Source organism: Sphingobacterium thalpophilum (assembly GCF_901482695.1).
Taxonomy (GTDB): domain Bacteria; phylum Bacteroidota; class Bacteroidia; order Sphingobacteriales; family Sphingobacteriaceae; genus Sphingobacterium; species Sphingobacterium thalpophilum.
Window position 1 is genome coordinate 4,589,926 of sequence record NZ_LR590484.1, and the last position, 20,800, is coordinate 4,610,725.

16 protein-coding genes are annotated in these 20,800 nt (G+C 43.1%); 6 read left to right on the forward strand and 10 right to left on the reverse strand.

Annotated elements, in window-relative coordinates:
* Positions 1-78: 78 nt before the first annotated feature.
* The 8 genes from FGL37_RS19115 to FGL37_RS19150 form a co-directional block, all read right to left on the reverse strand.
* Complete coding sequence (locus FGL37_RS19115; protein ID WP_051607088.1) at positions 79-1,566, reverse strand: rubredoxin domain-containing protein; 1,488 nt, start codon at positions 1,564-1,566, stop codon at positions 79-81.
* The gene (locus FGL37_RS19120) at positions 1,556-5,077 is read right to left on the reverse strand and encodes a nitrate reductase (RefSeq protein ID WP_051607086.1); all 3,522 of its coding nucleotides are present in this window, start codon (positions 5,075-5,077) and stop codon (positions 1,556-1,558) included. The genes FGL37_RS19115 and FGL37_RS19120 overlap by 11 nt, the downstream gene beginning before the upstream one ends.
* 10 nt (positions 5,078-5,087) lie before the next feature.
* Positions 5,088-6,398: a NarK family nitrate/nitrite MFS transporter gene (locus tag FGL37_RS19125; RefSeq protein ID WP_051607131.1), complete on the reverse strand. Its 1,311-nt coding sequence runs from the start codon at positions 6,396-6,398 to the stop codon at positions 5,088-5,090.
* Between the two features lie 550 nt (positions 6,399-6,948).
* Complete coding sequence (locus FGL37_RS19130; protein ID WP_197734483.1) at positions 6,949-8,535, reverse strand: discoidin domain-containing protein; 1,587 nt, start codon at positions 8,533-8,535, stop codon at positions 6,949-6,951.
* A gap of 343 nt (positions 8,536-8,878) precedes the next feature.
* Positions 8,879-9,322, reverse strand: coding sequence for a VOC family protein (locus FGL37_RS19135; RefSeq protein ID WP_028070819.1), 444 nt, complete (start codon positions 9,320-9,322; stop codon positions 8,879-8,881).
* Between the two features lie 336 nt (positions 9,323-9,658).
* Positions 9,659-10,507 (reverse strand): class I SAM-dependent methyltransferase, encoded by an 849-nt coding sequence (locus tag FGL37_RS19140; protein ID WP_028070818.1) that lies wholly within the window; start codon positions 10,505-10,507, stop codon positions 9,659-9,661.
* 132 nt (positions 10,508-10,639) lie between these two features.
* On the reverse strand, positions 10,640-11,374 hold the full coding sequence (locus tag FGL37_RS19145; RefSeq protein ID WP_138096959.1) for a DUF6683 family protein: 735 nt from the start codon (positions 11,372-11,374) through the stop codon (positions 10,640-10,642).
* Positions 11,375-11,462: 88 nt separating this feature from the next.
* Complete coding sequence (locus tag FGL37_RS19150) at positions 11,463-12,203, reverse strand: hypothetical protein (protein WP_028070816.1); 741 nt, start codon at positions 12,201-12,203, stop codon at positions 11,463-11,465.
* A gap of 191 nt (positions 12,204-12,394) precedes the next feature.
* Here FGL37_RS19150 and FGL37_RS19155 point away from each other — a divergent pair, with 191 nt between their 5' ends.
* The 6 genes from FGL37_RS19155 (at position 12,395) to FGL37_RS19180 (ending at position 18,342) form a co-directional block, all read left to right on the forward strand.
* Positions 12,395-14,314 (forward strand): tetratricopeptide repeat-containing sensor histidine kinase, encoded by a 1,920-nt coding sequence (locus FGL37_RS19155; RefSeq protein WP_232048739.1) that lies wholly within the window; start codon positions 12,395-12,397, stop codon positions 14,312-14,314.
* The gene (locus FGL37_RS19160; protein WP_028070814.1) at positions 14,298-14,945 is read left to right on the forward strand and encodes a response regulator; all 648 of its coding nucleotides are present in this window, start codon (positions 14,298-14,300) and stop codon (positions 14,943-14,945) included. The genes FGL37_RS19155 and FGL37_RS19160 overlap by 17 nt, the downstream gene beginning before the upstream one ends.
* Positions 14,946-15,055: 110 nt before the next feature.
* A complete protein-coding gene (locus tag FGL37_RS19165; RefSeq protein ID WP_028070813.1) occupies positions 15,056-15,415 on the forward strand; it encodes a response regulator in 360 nt (119 codons plus the stop codon).
* Between the two features lie 697 nt (positions 15,416-16,112).
* Complete coding sequence (locus FGL37_RS19170) at positions 16,113-16,676, forward strand: hypothetical protein (RefSeq protein WP_028070812.1); 564 nt, start codon at positions 16,113-16,115, stop codon at positions 16,674-16,676.
* Between the two features lie 450 nt (positions 16,677-17,126).
* Positions 17,127-17,918: a carboxypeptidase-like regulatory domain-containing protein gene (locus tag FGL37_RS19175; protein ID WP_051607082.1), complete on the forward strand. Its 792-nt coding sequence runs from the start codon at positions 17,127-17,129 to the stop codon at positions 17,916-17,918.
* 13 nt (positions 17,919-17,931) lie between these two features.
* Entirely contained in the window at positions 17,932-18,342 is a 411-nt protein-coding gene (locus FGL37_RS19180; protein ID WP_028070811.1) for a hypothetical protein, read from the forward strand.
* On the opposite strand, the gene istB is transcribed toward FGL37_RS19180, so the two are convergent.
* Together istB and istA are read right to left on the reverse strand one after the other, a co-directional pair.
* Complete coding sequence (gene istB, locus FGL37_RS19185; protein WP_138096862.1) at positions 18,325-19,041, reverse strand: IS21-like element helper ATPase IstB; 717 nt, start codon at positions 19,039-19,041, stop codon at positions 18,325-18,327. The two genes, FGL37_RS19180 and istB, sit on opposite strands and share 18 nt — an antisense overlap.
* Before the next feature lie 43 nt (positions 19,042-19,084).
* On the reverse strand, positions 19,085-20,662 hold the full coding sequence (gene istA / locus FGL37_RS19190) for an IS21 family transposase (RefSeq protein ID WP_232048733.1): 1,578 nt from the start codon (positions 20,660-20,662) through the stop codon (positions 19,085-19,087).
* Between the last annotated feature and the right edge of the window lie 138 nt (positions 20,663-20,800).

The window sequence follows — 20,800 nt, forward strand, 5'->3', positions numbered from 1 at the left end:
ATGCACTCGAAAATGCGATACTATTCCATCAAAACGAAATTTAAGCAATTTTACTGAATTTGCGTGTGAATTAGCATCTTATTTAACAATCGAAACAGCTTGGAAATCACTTATGCTGGCGTCACATACGCTACAGCAATAATGGGGTGGGAGATCGCCAAACGCCGTTTGTGCCGGAATATTTTGTGTACTGTCGCCCCATTGAGGGTCGTAAATCGTCTTACAATAAGGACATTGATGCAGTTCTGTTGGCAGGCTCTGCTCTTCAGCTGGCGGCTCCGGAAGGGCTGTCGGCCGCAATGATGTCAGCTGTCCCTGTAGTTGATAAAAGTCTTCGCATAAAGCCAAGATAACATGAATAAGGTTATCGCGGTCCACGCGTTTTCGGTAAGTAATGAGGTCTTTTGAATTGGGGTTGAAATTACGTGTATGCTGTACCTGAAACCAGGAGCGCTTTCCCCGGGACATCATAAAGCGGAGAATGACGGAACCCCAGATACCACTTTTGGAATGCATTTTTACACCGAAACAAAGTTTATAAGTACGTGTGTCCAGCCAGTTCATCTGATGGACAAGCTCCTGCTTTAAGACGAGTCCGAGCGAATCGTAATCCTCTGTCTGCCAGTTTAGTTCGTTGAGCGCATGACGGAGATTGACTCGATGTTTGTCTAATACGGCATCCCAATCGGGTCGGGTGTTGTGCTGTATATCTTTGATGATGATTGATTTCCATGGTGTGCTATACACCTGGCCGATCCTATGTTTTAAGCAAACATGACAGATGTCCTTTAATAGTGCGATGGAGAATGTTTCGGAGCGGCGATACATTCCGAGCCAGAGACGATCATGATAGTGATTAAATCCCTCGTAATAAGGTAATTTAAACGCTGGTTCTACGAAAGCATTTGTGATCGGTTGAAACAGAAATTTTCTCGAGACAAAGGCAAGTTGTTCCAGATGTTGTCCAAGCTGCTGTCCTGCAGCTGTATTGTCGACCCGGATGTCGGTCAGCAAGGGTTCCAGAAAATGGGAGAGCTCGGCTATATCATCCGTATTCACTAATGAAGACCAGTTGTGGAAAATATTTGAACCGGGAAAGCGTATATGTAAGTACCAGTAGCTGCTGATGTCCGCTGTGATAAAATTTAGATTACCTGTATAGTAAGGCACGAGTGACTGTGTGCAGTCGACGATATTGATTTTAAGTTTAGGGACAAATTCGAAGCTGTCAAGTATATCCTTATATACCCCTTCACGGATCCAGGTGGACTGACTAAAGATGCCGTCCGCCACGTAGGAACTCACGATATTCGGACAGCTGTCACCGCTGATTTCGTATGTCAGTTCCTGATTGAGCAGTACATATTCAAGATCTTCCAGCTGTGTTTGCGAGACATAAAAATAAATCTGCTGGCGGCTGCCAAATCGGAGTTCATGAATTCCGATCTGTTCGAGTGGCTCAAGCAGGCCTGCCAACTCGCCTGTGGAAATGGCGCCGCCAGGAAAATTGACTTTAACAAAAAGATCGTCTGAAGGCGCTTCCCCTGTGTGTATATTATTGGGCATAAGTTTCCGTTTCTTTTGAATAATCTGTTTGATACTGTTCTAGAATGCGTTTTACTTCGGGTCTGCAGGAACCACAGCCACTGCCAGCTCCTGTCGCTTCGCATAGCTGGGCGATTTCAGTGCAACCGCTTTCCATTCTTTTCTTCAGATTACCTTCGCCTACCTGACTACAGGAGCAGACGAGTCTGCCGACGACAGGTTCTCTGGATTCACCACTTCTTAGGAGCTGGAGACGTTTTTCGCTGAGTTCAATTTTATTCGCAATCAGATTTTTGAATTCTAGAAATTCATTTTTATCGCCAATTAAAATGGCCCCGACCAATTTGTCCTGATGGATGATACATTTTTTATAATATCGTTTCGCTTTATCAATAAAGATGATTTCTTCGTAGCTTTCATTAGGCGCTTCTGACAGGCCGATACTACATAAATCAAACCCCTGTATTTTGATGATATTCATCAATAAACTGCCTTTGTAATAACGGCTAATGTCACCTTGATGGTAGTGAGCAACCACTGCGGCTTGTTCTTCAGCAGCAGCTGTGATACCGTAACTGGCGCCTTCAAATTCGGCAATTTCGCCAATAGCATAAATCGAAGGGTCGCTGGTCTTCATATAGTGATCTACGACCACGCCACGTTGGCAAAGCAAACCTGCGTCTTTCGCAAGCTCGATATTTGGTGTGGTTCCGATAGCAAACAGCAGAGCATCGCATTTGATTTGCCGGCCACTTTTTAATTCAATTTTGGTCAGCTTATGTCGGCCATAATAGAGCTGTACCTCATCGTTATAGAATATGTCGCAGCCTTGATCGATCATCTCCTCGTGTAACAGCTGGCTTCCTATGGGGTCCAGCTGCCTATTGAGGAAGCGGGACACACGTTGTACAATGGTGACTTTGATGCCTATTTCACGTAGTGACGCCGCCATCTCCAGACCTAATAATCCGCCGCCTACAATGACGGCTTGTCCCTGTTTGGGTAGGTATTTCTTCAATTGATCCGCATCAGTACGGCGTCTCATAGTGAAAATACCGGGTAGTTTTGGGACGTGTTTGGGCAGCGTCGGACGGCTTCCGGTAGCCAAGATCAAGATATCGTAATGTGTCTTTGTGCCCCTGGAATCCAGGACATATTTCTGCATACGATCTATGGATGTAACGTGTACGCCACGGATATGACGGATGTGGTATTTCTGCTCTTCCTCTGCATCCATTTTGACGAGCTGTTGCCATTTAAATTCGCCGCTGATATAGTGAGGAAGCATGACGCGGTTATAAAATGGGGTATCTTCGTTGCTAAACACGATGATCTCATCGGTTTGATTCAGTTGGCGATACTCACGTACGAAGCCATGAGCCGCAGCGCCGGCGCCTATTATGACAATGCGCTCTTTTTCCTTGATGTGCTTTTCGACGCTGACGGCGCAGAATTTGAAGTCTGGTTCTTTCGAAATAGGGTCCACGAGATCGTTGGTAACATTGTTGACGCGATTGAGGTCTGAACCCAATAATTTGCCCCAGTGCATGGGCATAAATACCACTCCGGGCTTGATGGTATTGCTGATGCGGGCTTTGACACGTACATCGCCCCGCCGGGATCTTACGTTGACCAGCTGTCCTTCTTTTAGCTCCAGGGTATGGGCGTCGGCTGGGTGAATCTCTAAGAAGGCCTCAGAAATATGCTGGTTCAGCTTGCTGACTTTTCCGGTCTTCGTCATGGTATGCCATTGATCACGGATTCTTCCGGTAGTGAGTATCAGGGGAAAGTTATTGTCCGGCATTTCGCTGGGGCAATCATCCGGTGGGCTATGCAATACGGCACGTCGGTGCGGAGTATAAAATTCTTTGTTTTGAAACAAACGCGGTGTTCCGGTTTTCAGTTTCCGGTCGAAAGGCCATTGCACCGTGTTGAGCTGATCGATAAGCTCATAGGTCAGTCCGTTGATGTGGATATTTGTTCCGGCGGTCAGCTGGGTATGTTCTTTGTAGATATCCTCCATTGTGTTGTATGAAAAGCCTTTGAAGCCCATCTTTTGTGCAAATTTCGATAGAATGACGGCATCGGGCAGTGCATCGCCGGGAGGTTCTACTGCTTTCTGGAGGTGGCTTATTCTACGCTCGGAATTGGTCATTGTGCCTTCTTTTTCTGCCCATGCAGCTGCCGGCAGGACAATATCCGCGTATGACAAGGTCTGAGGTTTGTTTGAAATTTCCTGTACAACCACGAATTTGGCACTTTCAAGCGCCTTTTCGGCTAGACGTACATTGGGCAGGCTGGTCAATGGGTTGGTACAGAGTATCCATATTGCTTTTAAGCGGCCATCAGCCAAGGCTTCAAACATCTCGGTCGCGGTGTACCCTGGTTTATTGCTGATTGTGGTGCCCGACCAAAAGTTTTGCAATTCATGCCGATGCTCGATATTCTCGAGATCGCGATGAGCAGGCAATAGGTTGGCCAGTCCGCCGACTTCTCTTCCCCCCATGGCGTTGGGCTGGCCTGTCAGGGAGAAGGGGCCGCATCCGGGTTTTCCGATTTGGCCGGTGATCAAGTTAAGGTTGATTAAACTTAGATTCTTATTTACTCCTGCAGCACTCTGGTTGAGGCCCATCGTCCACATGCTCAGAAAACGTTTAGACGTTCCGATAAATTGTGCTGCGAGCTGAATGTCGGTAGCGGGAACACCACATATAGAAGCGGATTCGGTTAACGAGCGTTGGAAGACCCGTTGTCTATATTCGTTATAGCCTTCTGTATGGGCGTGGATGAAGTCGCTGTCGATGTAGCCCTGTTCAATCAGCAACCGTCCGATCGCGTAGTTTAAAACGATGTCTGTGCCGGGGTTGATCTGAAGGTGCAGGTCGGACACGGCGCAGGAATCCGTTATCCGTGGGTCGACGATGATAATTTTTGTATTCGGATGCTGGGCTTTGTGGGTTTCGACGCGGCGCCATAAAATAGGGTGACACCATGCAGGATTTGCTCCCTCAATCAAAAAGCAGTCTGCAAGCTCAATGTCGTCATAACAGATCGGTACACTGTCCTCACCGAGCACTTTTTTATACGCAGCTACGGCACTACTCATACATAAGCGCGAATTTGTATCGATATTGTTGGTTCCTATAAAGCCTTTTACCAGTTTGTTAAGAACGTAATATTCTTCCGTCAGGCACTGTCCGGAGGCATAGAATGCTACGGAGTCGGGGCCATATTTATCGATAAGGGTGCTGAATACGGCGGCAGCGCGTTCGAGCGCCTCGTCCCAGGATACTGGCTGCAGTGGGCTTGATCGGTGGTGGCGCATTTGCGGATAAAGGAGGCGATCAGTGCGGTCATTTACCGTGTATTGCAGATTCATGCCTTTGCTGCACAGTTTTCCGTGGTTGACGGGGTGGTCGGGATCACCCACAACGGTGACCGAATGGTCTTTTTCGACCGCAATTTTTACTCCGCAGCCAACACCACAATAGCAACAGGTGCTCCGAAGAGTGTTTTTTTGTTCCTTGTTCATGTACAGAAATCTAGTTTTGAACTTCCAGAGTGGCTATTTGTGGTGCCCGCGCCGCTCTCGGTACAAAGCGGACAAGAAGCACTGTAAGACCAATGAATATAACACCTATGCCTATATATTGGAAGGCATCTGCATAGCTTAAAGTTTCGGATTTGAACAGGAAACCTACAAGCATAGCACCTATATTGCCTCCTGCACCCACGATTCCGCTTACGGTGCCGATATTTTCTTTGTTGATAAATGGGACAATTCCATACGTGCAGCCGTTTGCCATTTTGAGAAACAATGCGAAGAGCAGCATCGTCACGATGGCGAGGGCTAAGGTTCCGGAATTCGCAAAAAGACTAATCCCCAGGCCCTCCAATAGCAGCAAGGTTCCAAGTAATATTGCTTTACCACGTATACCATGGTTGTTGCCCACTTTATCGCTGACGATGCCTCCCAAAGCGCGTGCAAAAATATTCATGCCGCCAAAAATACTTGCGAGAGCCCCTGCCATGATGATCCCCGTGCCAAAGCGGTCGATGAAGAATGTTGCAGCCACGTTATCAACTGTAATTTCGATTCCGAAGCAGGCTGCGTATGCTAGTGTAAGGATCCATACCCGATAATCTTTCAAAACGGTCAGAAGAGATCCTTTCGGCCGGGCCGCCGTCTCCCTTTCTTTGTGCAGCTCTTTGAAATCGCCTTGTGGCGTGTCTTTCGTGTATCGGTAATATATAAATGCCATGATAAGCAAAATAGTACCCGGTACAAGCATAGCCAGGCGCCAGGAGTCTAGGTGACTGACAAGGCCCATTCCAGCAAATGCCGCTGCGATTAATGGCATAATCAGGTTGGTAACACCGCCGCCGAGATTACCCCATCCGCCGGTGACTGCATTGGCAGTTCCAATTATATTAGGAGCAAACATCATCGACGTATGGAATTGTGTTACGACAAATGATGCCCCGATAATTCCGATGAAAAATCTATATAAGAGAAAAGACTCGTAACTGTTGCTCAGGCCAATAAGCATTACCGGCAAGGCGCCAGTAACCAAAAGTAAGGTATAGGTGATCCTTGGTCCAAATCTGTCACACATCTTTCCTACAAAAAGTCTTGCGATGATGGTTGCGGAAACCGAGGCGATGATTATATTGCCAATCTCGTTCTTGCTCAGTCCTAGCTGTTCCCGGACGAGCGGCATCAATGGGGCGACGCCAAACCAGCCAAAAAAACAAAAGAAAAATGTGATCCAAGTGATATGGAACGTTCGCATTTGGATGCCTTTGAAAGAAAAAATACGGAGATGATCGAGTGGTTTAGGTTGTTCTTTCATGATATTGAGGTTTTTTTTGTTGATTTTTTTATATTTTCTCAGTAAAACATAGGTTTTATATCTTGTTTTTGTTGTTTTTTTAATTGTTTTTAATGATATGCTATAAATATAGTGTAAAAATATGATATATATCATATTTTATTTTGTTTAATCTTTTGTATGTTTAATATTGTAGTGTTTTTTTTTACTATAATTTTGAATTTAATAGTGTGTCTTGGTTAATTTTTAATGTATTTATTGTTGTTTTTCATGGTTTTGTATGTGTTTTTTTTTGGATTTTAGTTTTAAGAAATGATTTTTATTTGGGTATATTTACTGTTTTATTCTATTTTTTATTCTTCATTAGTTGATTTTTGATGGTTTGGCTGTTTTTTTTTGAGAATTTAGTATGTAATTGTCGAGATGAGTTTTGTTTTACACTTTTTTGTACTAAATAAACAGAGTGTATCCTCCAACCTGCGGGGGAGGGCATCCATGTACCCGAAGAGTGGATAAAGGAAGGAAGATACCTGAAGCTATCCAATGTCACTAGCTTCAGGTATTTGTCAGGTTAATTTGTATAAACTCCGAAATCTGCGAGGTGCGAATAGAAGAAATCGCCCCAAGAACTGATTGATTCAATTTTAATATAGCGGGTATTAATTGCTGTATCTAGGTCGGCATTGATCCAGGAGCCTGAAACTTTGCTGAGCTGTGTTGATTTCACTAACGTCCAGACCGTGCCATTCGTACTTGAATAAATCTTAATATCTTTCATTGCGCCATTTAAATTGTCGCGATTGCGAAAGGCCAACCCTTTTACGGTACGCACGGCCCCCATGTCGACGGCGAAGAAATGTGGTTGCGGAGTTTGGGCTGATGACCAAGGGGTATGCCAAATGGTACTTCTGTTCATGTCGAGCACATTGCTTGCTGGAGCGCCCGGTTCATTACTGTCGCTGCCCAGAATTAACCAGCCTGCTGTCGAGAGCAGCTTATGCGTCACGACTTTCGAAAGATCGGGAATGCTATTGACAAAATTGTAGGAATACCCCAATGTCGAACGCTTACCATTGATATGCATAAACCCGATACGCATTTCATAATTGCCTGTAAGGTCGTAAAAGTCCGCAAGTGGGCATTCGAATCTGAAGCTATCTTGCCCAATGATTTTCGTGGCCCATTGTACGGCGTCGTAATCATTGTTGCCTCCAAAAGGTTCTCGATCGTGCCATACGACGATGTCCTGCACAGGCTTGGTAGTAGTGAACTTGCCAGAAACGATGATCCGATTGTTGCTAAAGCTCGATGTTAGCGAGGTGATTTCGGCCGTAGCGGCGCCATACCAATCGCTTCTCATAACTGTGCTGAACACTTGGCTGTTGTTGAATGTGGCTGCCGTGGTGGCGGTTAAGGAGGTCGTGGAAATACCATAAGTGGAGTTGCCCGATCCCATCAATGCCGTGCCAAGGCTAGGTGCCAATGTTTTGTTCATTCGGTTGTGGCTGGCATTGAGTCCATGCCCGAGTTCGTGGATCATACCGCCAATCCACACGGTTGCCTTCCATCCGATATCACCACCTATCCCTAAATTTTTAGCATCTAGATTGACGTAATCCAATGCATAACACGTTGTTCCGGTGCCGTAAAATGGCGGACCGCCCGGATTGGCTGGATCGGTATTATAGGTCGGGATAATAATGAGATTATGCTCACTTTTCTTTGCTGGAGGATTCTGTGTAAAATAGGCATCAACCTCGGTTTTGACAGCGCCACTACCGCCTGAGTAAGGATATGTAGCCTTACCAAATTTTCCAGCAATATAGTGGATATTGATCAAGGTATCATTCACCAGGTCGAGACCAAAAGACTTGCGTCCAAATCCTTCCCGTTCCATATTGGTAGCGAACATTTCTTGGGCGTCCAATAAAATACGACTAATCCGTTCTCGAAAGTTAGGAATTGAATCGACATCATTGGGTACGAAATAAACGACATTTAATTTGTACGGGTTTTCGCGCCATTCATTAGAGAGGTTGGTAACAGAGGCCTTGGTCTTGAGAGTTGGCTGTTCTTCCTCGGCGGGCGCCAGAGACTTGCTACAGGAGGCGGTACCCAGTGCGAGTACTGCAATCATTACATTTAAAATTTTTCTCATAACGGTTTATTATATTGTTGAAATTGAATATACCGCTGGCAGTTAAAAGAAAGTGAAAAAAAAACTAAATAGCTCGTGTGTTTATTAAGTCAATCGATTGATAAATGAGTTTGTAAAATTGTTTTGTAACTTTTCTACATTTATTTTAAGTGAAATGATATAGATGAAGGAGCTGCAAGGAGTATTTCGGCCAAATCCTACATGAGACAGCATCAACGAGTTGATCGTGTCGATTCTTTACAAATTATGGTAGGAAAATATAGATATAACAACAATAGGGCTGCAAAAACGTAGCCCTATTGTCATTGTACTGCTGTCTTCGGCAGACCGTTCTTGGTTGCGGCTAGCCCATTCTCTTGTTGCCTTCGAAGTGGATCATCCAGGCGATGCCAAATTTATCCTGAAAGGAGGCGAATAATTCAGCAAAAAACTGTTCACCTAAGGGCATTTCAATATTCTGGGCATCAACGGATAGTTTGTCATATAACTCCTTGGCTTCTTGAGCTGAATGTGCATCCAGCATTAAATAGCTACCTGTGCCAAAAGTAGCTTTCTGTCCGAAGCTTTCTACACAGTCTGATCCCATCAACATTACGGAGTCATTAATCTTTAATGCTGTATGCATGATCTTGTTTTTGTCCGCATCAGCAATGGGGTGCTCAGGGTCCGCAGGCATGTCGCCAAAGCGATGAACACCAATTAATGGGGAATTAAATACAGTTGTATAAAATTCAAATGCTTCGGCGCAGTTGCCGTTGAAATTTAGGTATGCGTGTAATAGTGCCATGATGTTATAATTTTAGTTTTAACACTCAAAGATAGAATTGGCTATTGACAATAGTTTGTCAATAGTACTTTAACGATGTGTAGTATCCCCAAAAGTGCGGATACTTCGGATCTATTGGTGATTAAAACAGGCTACCAAAAGAATTGTTCTGCTCTTGATCGAAATGTTACAGGCAATTCAATCCGCTTCTGCAGCTTGGCTATCGAAGTGGATCGGACTGAAGGTGGAATGTAGCCCATAAGTAGAGCTGATTCATATGCCATGTCTGATACTACAGAAGACATCGTATGTGACAGCCGGTGCCGAAAGTTTGTTAGACAAGGAAGGAGTTGGGCTCTATACTGTTGCTACGAGGAACACTTCACCGCTGGCAGGCAGCAGGTTGTCGATTCGATTCTTGAAGTATTTGTCCCTCATATCCGCTGTTGAAACGGTTTGGATTTCTTTAAGCCCCGCTTCTTCAGCGAGCATCACAACTTCGTCCGGAGAGAAGGAACTGACGAAGGGGGTGCCCGATGCCGCAGCCCCTTTGTTGGCAATTTCTTGCATAGGCTGATCTTCTATGTCCAACAGTTCCAGTGGCAGATAAAATGCTATAGCGATTTTAGAACCCGGCGCAAGTTGTGCTATTTTATGAAGAGTCTGCGTAATCGCATCTTTAGTAAGATAAAGGGTGACGCCGGTACAGGAGACAAAGGTCTTTTGACTCTTATCAAAACCTTTCTTTAGCAGTTCGTCCCACCAGGAGGAAACTTCAAAATCAACTGGTACGAAGTGAAGTTTGTCCGAAATACCGTAACCGTTTTCGATTAATTTTTGTTGCTTCCAGTTTAGGGTATCGGGTTGATCAATCTCGTATATATCCACCTTTGCGCTCAGTTCTTCGTTTCTCTGTGCGAAGCTATCTAAGCCGGCACCGAGCAGAATATACTGTTTTACGCCATCTTCAATCTGCTCTTTGGCGATATCCTCTATAAATCGTGAGCGTGCAACGATAGAGGCGCGCAGCCGCTTGGTAAATTTCATGTCGGGGCGTTCCCGCCAATTATCTACAGGGGAAATCAGGGTGAGCCCTACGGTATCTTTCAGTATATGGGGCTCAGCATCGATCTCAGTATGTAGGGCTCGCCAAAGAGCGGTTCTTACTGCAGTGTTGTCTGGCTGTTTTACCTGTTGTGTTTCCATCTTATCAAAGCATCAAATTGTAGCAAGCAGTCATTTGGAAGGTAACCATATCTGGCAACCACTTGTATCAGTTAAGCAAATTTAGAAAATAAAGCTCTTACATCTGAATGCTCGCTCAAAAATCTAGATAGCTCACTTTTCTGTTAGGCCGTTATCGTCAAATCTGCATTTGGTTAAATCTATTCCCGAAACGCTAATCACTGCCTGTCGAATGTGCTGCCGGGTTAAGTTTAATGCTGCAGAGTCTCCATTTTTTGATTGTTCCCGGCTTGCAACCGTGAAAAATATTGCCATATAAGAGAGAATCTCGGCTATTTCCTGTTTTTGATCATTTGTGAATCTTACTACGAGGTGATTATTGCGCATTGCGTTGTGGATCTCTTTTCTGAAACGCTGGACTCCCGCGCGGTAAACACGGGCGTCTTTTCCACTGATTGCCTGCCAGGATAATATAATGAATGCTGTAAAGACGTCAGGTACATTGAATCTATTGAGTTCATAGGGCAGGAGCAAGTTATCAAACTGAAGCATAAAATTTGCCTTTCCGATGGTTTTTACTGCAGATCTCGCTCTATCGTGATCGCCCTTTGCCGCTATGTTGGCAATCAGATCCAATACCTTCTCATGTACTTTGGACGAGGCGACGAAAGTCAGCTCAGCAACTGCTGATTTTGATAGTTTGCCATTTATGTCCTTGTCCGGCGCATTTTTAACACTGCTTTCAATAGCGCTTTTTGTTGTGAGAAACATCGCATTATTGAAGGCTCCTTGATACATCAGACCCGGATTGCCAATCTGTCCAAAGACGTTTTCAACAAACAAATAAAGTAGAAGAAATATTCCGGATGTTTTCTTAAGAGTTGTCATTTTCTTATCGTTTATGGTTCCCACTTCTTTCGCTAGATTACCCGATTGTTTGAATGCGATTCCTACGGGTAGCCGTTTCTTGTATAGTCTATTTTCTAACCACTGTCAGCCCGTTTTCCGATATTCTCATATGGCGCAGATTGAGATTGTTTTCCCGAAGAAATCGCGCATGCACGGCGTCTGCGTCTTGTTGCATGCGCTTTCTGTCATTCGCGTTCCTTGATCCTTCATAAGCCTCATTGGCAAAAATCAGGTCATAAATCATATACTCAGCGGCCTCCTGTTTCTTTGTGTCGGTCCATTTTGTTATGTCCAGGCATAAAGCTACCTGCTGTCGTACAGCCTGAATCTGCGAAGCGCTGGGGTCCGTGGTCAAATTGGCAATGCGCCACATACCTAATAGATAAGCGGTAAAAGCATCGTCATAATTGTGCTGAACATCGAGGCCTAAACGCTTTAGGTAGGTGACGTAGCGGGGAAATGGCTTATCGAACTTTAAACCTTTTTCCACATTTGCTCCAACCTGCTGATTTTTTAGTTTGATCCGGTTGATTATATCCTGCTGTACGTTTTGCGAAATCGCGGTGGATGGATTAAATAAAAACGTTTGGTCAATGTGGGGTGGTTTCGTTTTTCTATTGTCTTTCTTCTTGTCACCTGTTTTGCTGTAAGCAATGTCATTGATAATATTTTGATTGACAAACGACTGGATGGTGTTGTTATACATCAGATTATTCTGTGCTATCATCATGGTTGCACCCAGATCATATTGCGCAACTGCCGAACTGCTCAGTATGACAATAATAATCAGTATTAATATAGGTTTCATGGTATTTAAATATAACAAGTACATGATTGCCTAGCTGGTTTTTGTATATGTCGTTCTCTCTAACTGCCAAGTCAAAATTATTGGCAATTTATCCTTAAAGCAATACTCCCTAAGGAGTATTTTTTACGATCCCGCTGAAGAATATTGAATATTTTCTTAATATTACACGACGACTGCATAAGCATATGTTATTGAACAACTTATTTTTATGTATTTTAACAATTACCTCTGTAGAGGGCGGATTTGCACAATCTTCTTTGCATGTGCAGGATATGGAGCGGCAGCTAGAGAGCGCCGGCTCCGATCAACGGCGAGCGGAATTGCTATATAAGTGGGGGGACAGGGTTGGTATTGGTGATACTTTGCAGTCGATTCGCCTCATCCGCCGGGGACTGCATTATGCCTCTGGAGATGCTCTTCAGCAAGGTGTCGGATATTTTTACCTGGGACGAGTGTATATGGATTTTTCTGCTATCAAGGCAGAGGCTGTTTTCGATACCGCGATACACCATCTTACGGCGATCGGTACGTCAGAATCTTATATATTCCAGAGTCGCGCCTGGGCAAATAAGGGGGTATTGGCGCAATTGAGGGGAGACAACAGACGATATATTGCTCTTTTTCTGAATAAGGTGATTCCACTGGCTGCAAAAGGAGGAGACAGTCTGCGTGTGGCTGATGGATATACCAATGTGGCCTTGCCCTTTATGAATTATGGGGAGTATGTCAAAGCAATTTTGTATTTAAAAAGATCCGCCTCGATATTTGAAAGGCTTGCGCCGCGGGACCTCAGGAAGGTCGACGTCTATTGCCATCTGGCAAAGGTATATCTGTTGATGGGAAGGCTCCATGACGCTGGAAAAAATATAAGAACAGCGGCCATCGCCTTACAGGAGGATCCGCAATCGCTGTATGCGCCTAACTTCCACGCGATGGAAAGTATGTATCTGATCAGGCTTAGGCGATGGACTGCAGCTGAACAGACCGTGGAGAAAGGACTGACCATAGCCGAAAAACTGAAAAGCCGGTACGATATCAGACAGCTGCTTTACCAAAAAGCTGAACTTTTACGCGAGCAGAGGAAGTGGAAACAAGCGAAAGAAGTATTACTGAATATGTATCATGAGGGTTATGTCGAGCTGATGACGGATAAAAAGCAACTTTTCGGCGATCTGGCAGCGATTGAAGCCGCTATGGGAAACTTTAAACAGGCGTATGCTTGGCTGCAAAGCCACAGGGATATTTCCGAAAAAATGTATGCACAGCAGACAAAAACTAAAATTGCCCATCTGGAAGCTCAATATAATTACGTGCAAAAAGAGAAGGAGCTGTTCATGGCCAGGGAAAAAACGAATCAGCAGAGAACTCTCATATGGATAACAATTTTTGCATTTACCTGTATTCTGCTTGTCCTTTATATTTGGTTCCGGCAGCGAAAACTGAGGACAGCCAGGGAAATAGAGAGTCTGAAACAGCAACAACGCATCGAACTTGGCAAGGCATTGTTGGAGGGGGAGGAGAAAGAACGCGGCCGTCTGGCGCGGGATCTTCACGACGGTCTTGGCGGAATGCTGGCCGGTATCAAGCTCAACCTATCACAGCTCGTGTCCGAAAAACAACTTTTGGATCATGGAGATCTAAATCAAACGATCGATCGACTGGGACATTCCGTAAATGAATTAAGACGTATTTCGAGAGACTTGATGCCTGAATCTCTGGTACAATCTGGCCTCGCGGTCGCACTAAAGGATCTTTGTGATGGGGCAGTAATGTCAGGGCTCAAAATCAGTTTTAGGGCGTTTGATTTCAAAGAGGATTTCTCTGCCCAGGTAAAAGTCATGATCTACCGTATCATACAGGAACTGGTTTACAATGCTGTTAAACATGCTCAAGCTTCAAAGATCATGGTGCAGTGTACCCAGTCGGATCAATATATTTTTATTACAGTCGAGGATAACGGGAAAGGCTTTGTATCTGACGAGGTATCCACTTCCAGCCGGGGATTGAAAAATATCGGTAATCGCGTGGATCTGCTTAGTGGTAAAATGGAAATAGATAGCTCGGCTAATGGTACTCACGTTAATATAGAATTGTATGTGGGGCACGCGTAAAAAACTTCAGGTAATCATCGTCGACGATCATCCATTGGTTATCGAAGGTTTTAAAAATGTAATCCAGGGAAATAACTGTCTGGAATTGCGCGGGCAGTTTGGTACATCGAAAGCCCTATCGGAGTTTATCGGCATCAACGAGATCGATCTGGTCTTGTTAGATATAACGCTGCCCGACGGCAACGGTATAGAAATATGTAAAGAACTTAAAAAGACTTATCCAAACCTGATCGTCATTGGAATCAGCAATCTAAGTGAACGTAGTATCGTCAAACGAATGCTTCAGAACGGCGCCAGTGGTTATCTATTGAAGACGGCTGATGCTCAGGATATATTAGATTGCATGCTAGATGTGGTAAATGGAAAGATAGCACTCAGCAATGAGCTTAAAGCAAACTTTGACCTAGCAGAACTTAAGAATCCTGAAGAAATTCCGGAATTGACAAATAGAGAAAAGCAGATCCTTTACTTATTGGCGGAGGGCAAGAAATCTGCAGAAATTGCCGCCGAGCTATTTATCAGTCCGCTGACAGTGAAAACCCATCGGGCGACATTGTTGCATAAGTTCGAGACAGATAATATTGTAACGGTAATTAATAAAGCGAGAGAAGTCGGAATACTACCAAAATAACTGCCATTTGCGATTAGAAATGTAAGAACGTACGTTATATCAAAATCTTTTTATTAAAAACAGATTGCTATTGTTTTAATTTTATAAATTTATGTCAAAAATACTGTAAGATGAAGAAAAAGGTGGTGTTGATTCAGGACAACGAGGATATCCTGAATATTATGGATGAAGTGCTGGAAGACGAAGGTTTTGAAGTGGTTTCTTCGCTGACACCAGAACCTGTCGACCGCATAGATGAAATCGATCCGGATGTTGTTGTGGTTGACGATCATATTAAGGGCCGGAAAAAAGGATCGGAAGTCATAAAAGAGCTCAAGGCTGACCCTGAAACCGAAGATCTTTCGTCTGTACTGACATCGACTTCTTGTGATATTGCTAAAACAGCAAAAGAATGTCAGGCCGATGATTACATAGAAAAACCGTTTGATCTTGACCATATGGTCGATGTGGTGAAAAAAAATGCAGAATAGTTCGGGTTAAATTGGCTAAATATAGATGTGCATCCGGACGTGGAAGCAACAGTACTTTCTCTTTTTTGAGAAAGGAATTTTAAAAAGAAGCCTGGGTATAATCATTGCGCAATTATGCCAATGGAAATCTACAAAAACGAGCCCGACAGCATGAGAGCTGTTATGAGAAGTTTATGCGGAGTTGGAACAGCAGGATTTGGTGAATGAAGAATTAAGGCTGCACTGAATAATACTTATTTTCTGATACTGACACTTATTTCCTGCAATTCGGCCAATAATTTTTATCAGGGACAAGCTAAACATTGCTCATGATGAAGTAGCAGAATCCGCGTTCAGTAAAACAGGTAAAAATAGAGAAAGGCAAAATAACTGTTACAAACAACAAATGGATGAACGAGGAGTGTATAATTGAATCGAAACTTACAGTGTTGAAAATAACGGCAAACTTAGAAAAGTGCAAATTGAAGGTGTGCAGAAATGAAGGGCCAGAATATTTAAAGTTAAATAAATAGCAAGTATTTTACATTTTCGGTATTATGTACCTCATAATAGAACTTAGGGAGCTATTATTAAAGAACCTCTAATGAGTTTTGAGCTGTTTGTAATATATTCAAAATCGGCAAAGCATCATTTTTGCATTGGTGGTTTCCGTATTAGGAACAGTCGAGCGAAACTAGATAATTATCAACATTGAAAAATGAATATTTCTGAATTTGAAACAAAAATTAATGCGATTTACAATGCATTATTTGATTATGAGGTAATTTATAATGATGATTCTTTTTTTGGAACTGTAAATCAATATTCTGATTTTATAACTGACCGAAAAAATAGATTCTTCTCTAGCTTTGAAGAAAACAAGGATCAGATAATATTTATTTTAAACAGTAGGGTCGCAGATCTATTTATGGTTAATAAAAATGAGATGGTTAATGAAGATCCTATTGTAAATATCTATGAAAAAGGTAATTGGGTTTCTTTTGAATTTCATTTATCAACATTGCTTATTTCTGAATATACTGATTGGTTATCAAAACAGACCAAAAATAAATTTAATATTCGATTTGAAGGTTACCGAATAATGGTTCCTATAAAAAAATTTTGGAACCAGCTATCTAATCCGTTCAGCTATCCCGATAAAGTTTGGATAGCAAAGGATTCAAAATCGGTGATCTTAATTCAAAATGAAATTAGTACCATAATTTGTATGGCTAAAGATCAGCAATCGTTAAAGAATGCGCAAAAGCAACTGGAGCAATAATCAATCCATTAAATGCAGGTTTTAAGCCAATATTATTCTTATTATTTCTCCACTTGTTATCCTTGTAATAATTGAAAAAGTGCTCGTCATTTTCCACGGTTAAACCGTTGGTAAGGAAATAAATTTCAACAAGAGGTCTGGAGGAATTTCATTCCCCAGACCCTTATTGGCATTACTTTTTTGATTCCACCATTTCTTATAAAGCTTCCTCTAAATAATAGTGGGTAAAGAAACTGAAAACACATCTCAAATAATGAAATAGGAACTTTAAAGTTATTGGAATTGGGCCTCTTAAAAACTTAATATGTATCATTTGGCATTGTAGAGTGTTCGAGAGAGGATTTATGTGATCGGCAATAAAAAACCTTGATTAAAATGCTGGGCTGCACTTCTCAATCAAAAATTTTGGCAAAGACTTTGATGTATTCATCATAGGAATAACCAATTATTATGATCTTAAGGAACCCCATATTTTATATTCTGATACTGACACATATTTCTTGCAATTCAGCCAATAATTTTTATCAGGGAAAAGTGCTGGATGAAAACGACAAGCCGATTCAAGGTGTAACCATATTTGAGGAAGAAAGGAAGAACAGCTCGACAGCAACGACCGACAGTACCGGATATTTTAGGCTGCCCAGAAGCCCGGAATGGCTAGGTAACCTGATATTTATAAAAGAAGGATTTAAACCGGACACTATACCATCTGTCAGAAGTCAAGCCGGAGAACGGATAAAGTACTATTTTATTGAAAACGATACCACCGTTGTTAGGTTGAAGTATGCCGTAGCCGATATGCTTATTGGGCTCAACGTTCGGCATTTTCCAATAATGGACTCTACCAATTTCGACAACTTTGAAAATTCCGGTGAACCTGACACACAAGGATTCCTTAAACGGATCAAGTTTGATCCCAAGTGTAAAGATGCAATGAATTTCAGGTTACACTATAAAATACCTTTTTCTGAAAACTTTGCCGCTATAGTCGTTTCCTATCAATGCGGTGCAAACGAACTGTTCACCACTTTGATTACCGTAAATAAGGAAAACAAAATAATCGACAAGCTGGACATTGCTTATGACGAAGTAGCAGAATCAGCATTTGGTAAAACAAGTAAAATAGAAAAAGACAAAATAACAGTTACAAGCAGTAACTGGATGGAAGAAAAACCCATTTTCAAGGACGAGACTTACGTTTTAGAAAGGAATGGTAAGTTTAAATATAAAGCTCAATTATAAATATATCTAAAATATGGAAGTAACTATTAGCAGATTTTGGAGCATCGATGATGATGAAGGATTGTCAAGAGCCTCCATTTTATTCAAAAGACCAAGGGTGGATGGGCAGATTGCAAATTTAGTTTTCGATTTTATTTGGGCAAACGTATTGACACCTAAGAAATTGATGCAAAAGGGGAATTACGATTTTACATTGTATTTTGATACGATCCGGAGTACGCACAAATTTTTTTACGATTCTGTTTACAATACGGATACCGTTAAATTTCGCCCAGCTTTTAAAGACAGACAGTTGAATGGAGTAACAACCAAAGAAGTTGGATATAATGTTGAAGTTGACCCCTCCGCTGGACATACTGACCCCTCTATCAAGGCTTTCTTCAGTCCAACTGATGACCTGCCAATATTACTTCTTTTTTCTTAGACTTTCGCCTTTAAGTTCGATTCTGTAAGATCCATGGATCAGTCTATCGAGTATTGCGTCTGCAATTGTATCTTCACCGATTACATCATACCAACTGGCCACAGGTAACTGACTGGCAATTATTGTCGAGGCCTTAGCGTGTCTATCTTCGATTATTTCCATCAGATCCAGCCTTTGCTGCTGGTCCAGATTTACCAGGCCGAAGTCATCGACAATAAGTAGGTCTGTTTTTGATATCCTGTCCATCAGCTTGTGCAGTGTACCTTCCAGGCGGGCCATTTTAGTTTTTAGAAGTAGTTTTTGCAGATTAAAGTACAGGACTTTATACCCCTGCGCACAGGCATGATGGCCCAATGCCGAAGAGAGGAAGCTCTTCCCACAGCCGGTAGCACCGCTGATGAGTATCGGATCTCCTTTTTTGATGTATTCGCCGGTAGCCAGCGTAGTGATCAATCCCTTGTCCAAACCTCTGGTAGCGACCATGTTTATTTCTTCTATGGAAGCCTGATAGCGGAACCCGGCATTCTGTTTGAGGCGCTCAAACCTTTTTTCATCCCGTTCATCTGATTCTGCCTGAAGCAATAGGGACAGTCCTTCGGAAAGGGAGAGTTCTGTACTGCGGCGGGTTTCATTCAATGCTTTCCAGTTACGCTCCATACCATGTAAGCGCAACGCTCTCATCTGTGTTTCAATATTCATCTTATTTTATTATTGTTTATTTTATTCTGTTCATTCCTGCCGATCATTGTATTGCCGGTCCATCGTTTGGCTGATCAAACAGTGTCGGCTGGCTGCCTGCATAGTATGCTCTCCCCCTGATATTGGCATGCTCCGGCAGGGAGCTTTTTACGGAAGTTTCCTGCTGACTGTTTGCTGTTCCGTTTTCAAGTACATTCCTAAAGCAGTAGTAGGTATATAGCTTGTTTTTTAGTACGTAACTGCATGCTTTGTCAAACTCTTCTGCCGGGAAATCCCGTTTTAGCCTGAACAGTCCGTCACAGGTACGGAATAACTGTTCGGGATAACGTGCCCGTTCAAACAGAGCCTCCAGAAGTTTGGCGAACTCCGCAGAGTGTGCTTTTGCCCTTGTCAGGTACGTTTCATGCGAGCGGTTCTTATACGCCTGATGTTCGGACTTTAAATGTGCCGCCAGAGTGGTGTACGCATTTTCCCTGTAACTGCGTATGTGCGAGGCAATCTGTTTGCCCCGACAATAGATCCAGAGCATACTGCGTGTGTAAATGATCTTTACCTTTGCTCCGATATAAGCGAAGGGTACGCTGTAATAGTGTTTATTGCGCTGCAGGTAGATATGTCCGTTATCCCCAACTTTGAGTTCAGCGTAGCTCTTCAGCTCGAAGCGTTCTTTGGGAAGTTCGCCCAATGTTGATTTTTCGGAACTTAAGAACCGCTCTTCCCGACAGTATGGTTTTTGCTGCATCCGGGTCTGGTTGTGCTTTAACATACATACCTTTATAGCTTCATTGAGCGTATGGATATCAAAGAACTGCCTGTTTCTCAGTGGTGCAAAAACACGGGTATAGATCATTTTCACCTGATTTTCTACCAATGATTTATCTTTTGGGCGGCCTGCACGCGCCGGAACCACAGCTGTGCCGTAGTGATTGGCAAAGTCCTCCATGGCCTGGTTCAGGACCGGCTCATATTTATCGGCCCTGATGACCGCTGCTTTGAGATTGTCGGGAACAATGGCCTTTGGCACACCGCCAAGAGACTCCAGGCAGCTGCTCAGTGCATAAAAAAAGTCGGGGGTCTGCTGAGATGGTACAGCGATTGCAAACGCATAGTCTGAAAAGGGCAGGCAGGCCACAAATACCTCACAGGCGACCAGCTCCCCGGTGGACCTGTCAATATAATGGAGCTTTTTTCCGGAAAAGTCAATATATAGTTTATCGCCGGCGGTATGTTCAATCACCATGCTGCCCTTGCGCGAGACAAGCTGTTGCCTTAAATGATAGTTGAACTGTGGATAGCTATAACCGGTGGGATCACTTTCTATATATTCCTGCCAGAGCAGCAGCTTGGTAACTCCGGTACGCTTAAGTTCTTTTTCATAATAGTCAAGACGGCTTTTTAGGTACTCAAACTTGTCTGCCTTGTAAGCAGGATTCCCTGCGTGGAACGACTTTTCCAACAGGGGATCCTCCTGTTTAAGAAGTTCTTCCGTATTGAAACCGCCGTCGGCCATCTTTTTGAGATAGGACTTCACCGTATTCTTGCTCATACCAAGGATGCGGGCGATTGTTTTTATCCCGCTACCGCTCTGGTACAATCTGATTAATTGCTTTATCTGACTCATTCGTTTTGGTTTTCCAGCCATCAGTGATCCAAATTGTTTGATCACTAAGTAACAAAAACTACTTGCTAAGGGGTCAGTATGCTCCAGCGAAATGAACTGAAAAATAAATTAGGGGGTCAACATGAGCCAGTATGGCAG

Excerpts from the sequence above, each read along its gene's own strand:
- FGL37_RS19115 (WP_051607088.1), bottom strand. The coding sequence starts at position 1,566 with ATGCCCAATAATATACACACAGGGGAAGCGCCTTCAGACGATCTTTTT.
- FGL37_RS19120 (WP_051607086.1), bottom strand. The coding sequence starts at position 5,077 with ATGAACAAGGAACAAAAAAACACTCTTCGGAGCACCTGTTGCTATTGT.
- FGL37_RS19125 (WP_051607131.1), bottom strand. The coding sequence starts at position 6,398 with ATGAAAGAACAACCTAAACCACTCGATCATCTCCGTATTTTTTCTTTC.
- FGL37_RS19130 (WP_197734483.1), bottom strand. The coding sequence starts at position 8,535 with ATGAGAAAAATTTTAAATGTAATGATTGCAGTACTCGCACTGGGTACC.
- FGL37_RS19135 (WP_028070819.1), bottom strand. The coding sequence starts at position 9,322 with ATGGCACTATTACACGCATACCTAAATTTCAACGGCAACTGCGCCGAA.
- FGL37_RS19140 (WP_028070818.1), bottom strand. The coding sequence starts at position 10,507 with ATGGAAACACAACAGGTAAAACAGCCAGACAACACTGCAGTAAGAACC.
- FGL37_RS19145 (WP_138096959.1), bottom strand. The coding sequence starts at position 11,374 with ATGACAACTCTTAAGAAAACATCCGGAATATTTCTTCTACTTTATTTG.
- FGL37_RS19150 (WP_028070816.1), bottom strand. The coding sequence starts at position 12,203 with ATGAAACCTATATTAATACTGATTATTATTGTCATACTGAGCAGTTCG.
- FGL37_RS19160 (WP_028070814.1), top strand. The coding sequence starts at position 14,298 with ATGTGGGGCACGCGTAAAAAACTTCAGGTAATCATCGTCGACGATCAT.
- FGL37_RS19165 (WP_028070813.1), top strand. The coding sequence starts at position 15,056 with ATGAAGAAAAAGGTGGTGTTGATTCAGGACAACGAGGATATCCTGAAT.
- FGL37_RS19170 (WP_028070812.1), top strand. The coding sequence starts at position 16,113 with ATGAATATTTCTGAATTTGAAACAAAAATTAATGCGATTTACAATGCA.
- FGL37_RS19175 (WP_051607082.1), top strand. The coding sequence starts at position 17,127 with ATGATCTTAAGGAACCCCATATTTTATATTCTGATACTGACACATATT.
- FGL37_RS19180 (WP_028070811.1), top strand. The coding sequence starts at position 17,932 with ATGGAAGTAACTATTAGCAGATTTTGGAGCATCGATGATGATGAAGGA.
- istB (WP_138096862.1), bottom strand. The coding sequence starts at position 19,041 with ATGAATATTGAAACACAGATGAGAGCGTTGCGCTTACATGGTATGGAG.
- istA (WP_232048733.1), bottom strand. The coding sequence starts at position 20,662 with ATGAGTCAGATAAAGCAATTAATCAGATTGTACCAGAGCGGTAGCGGG.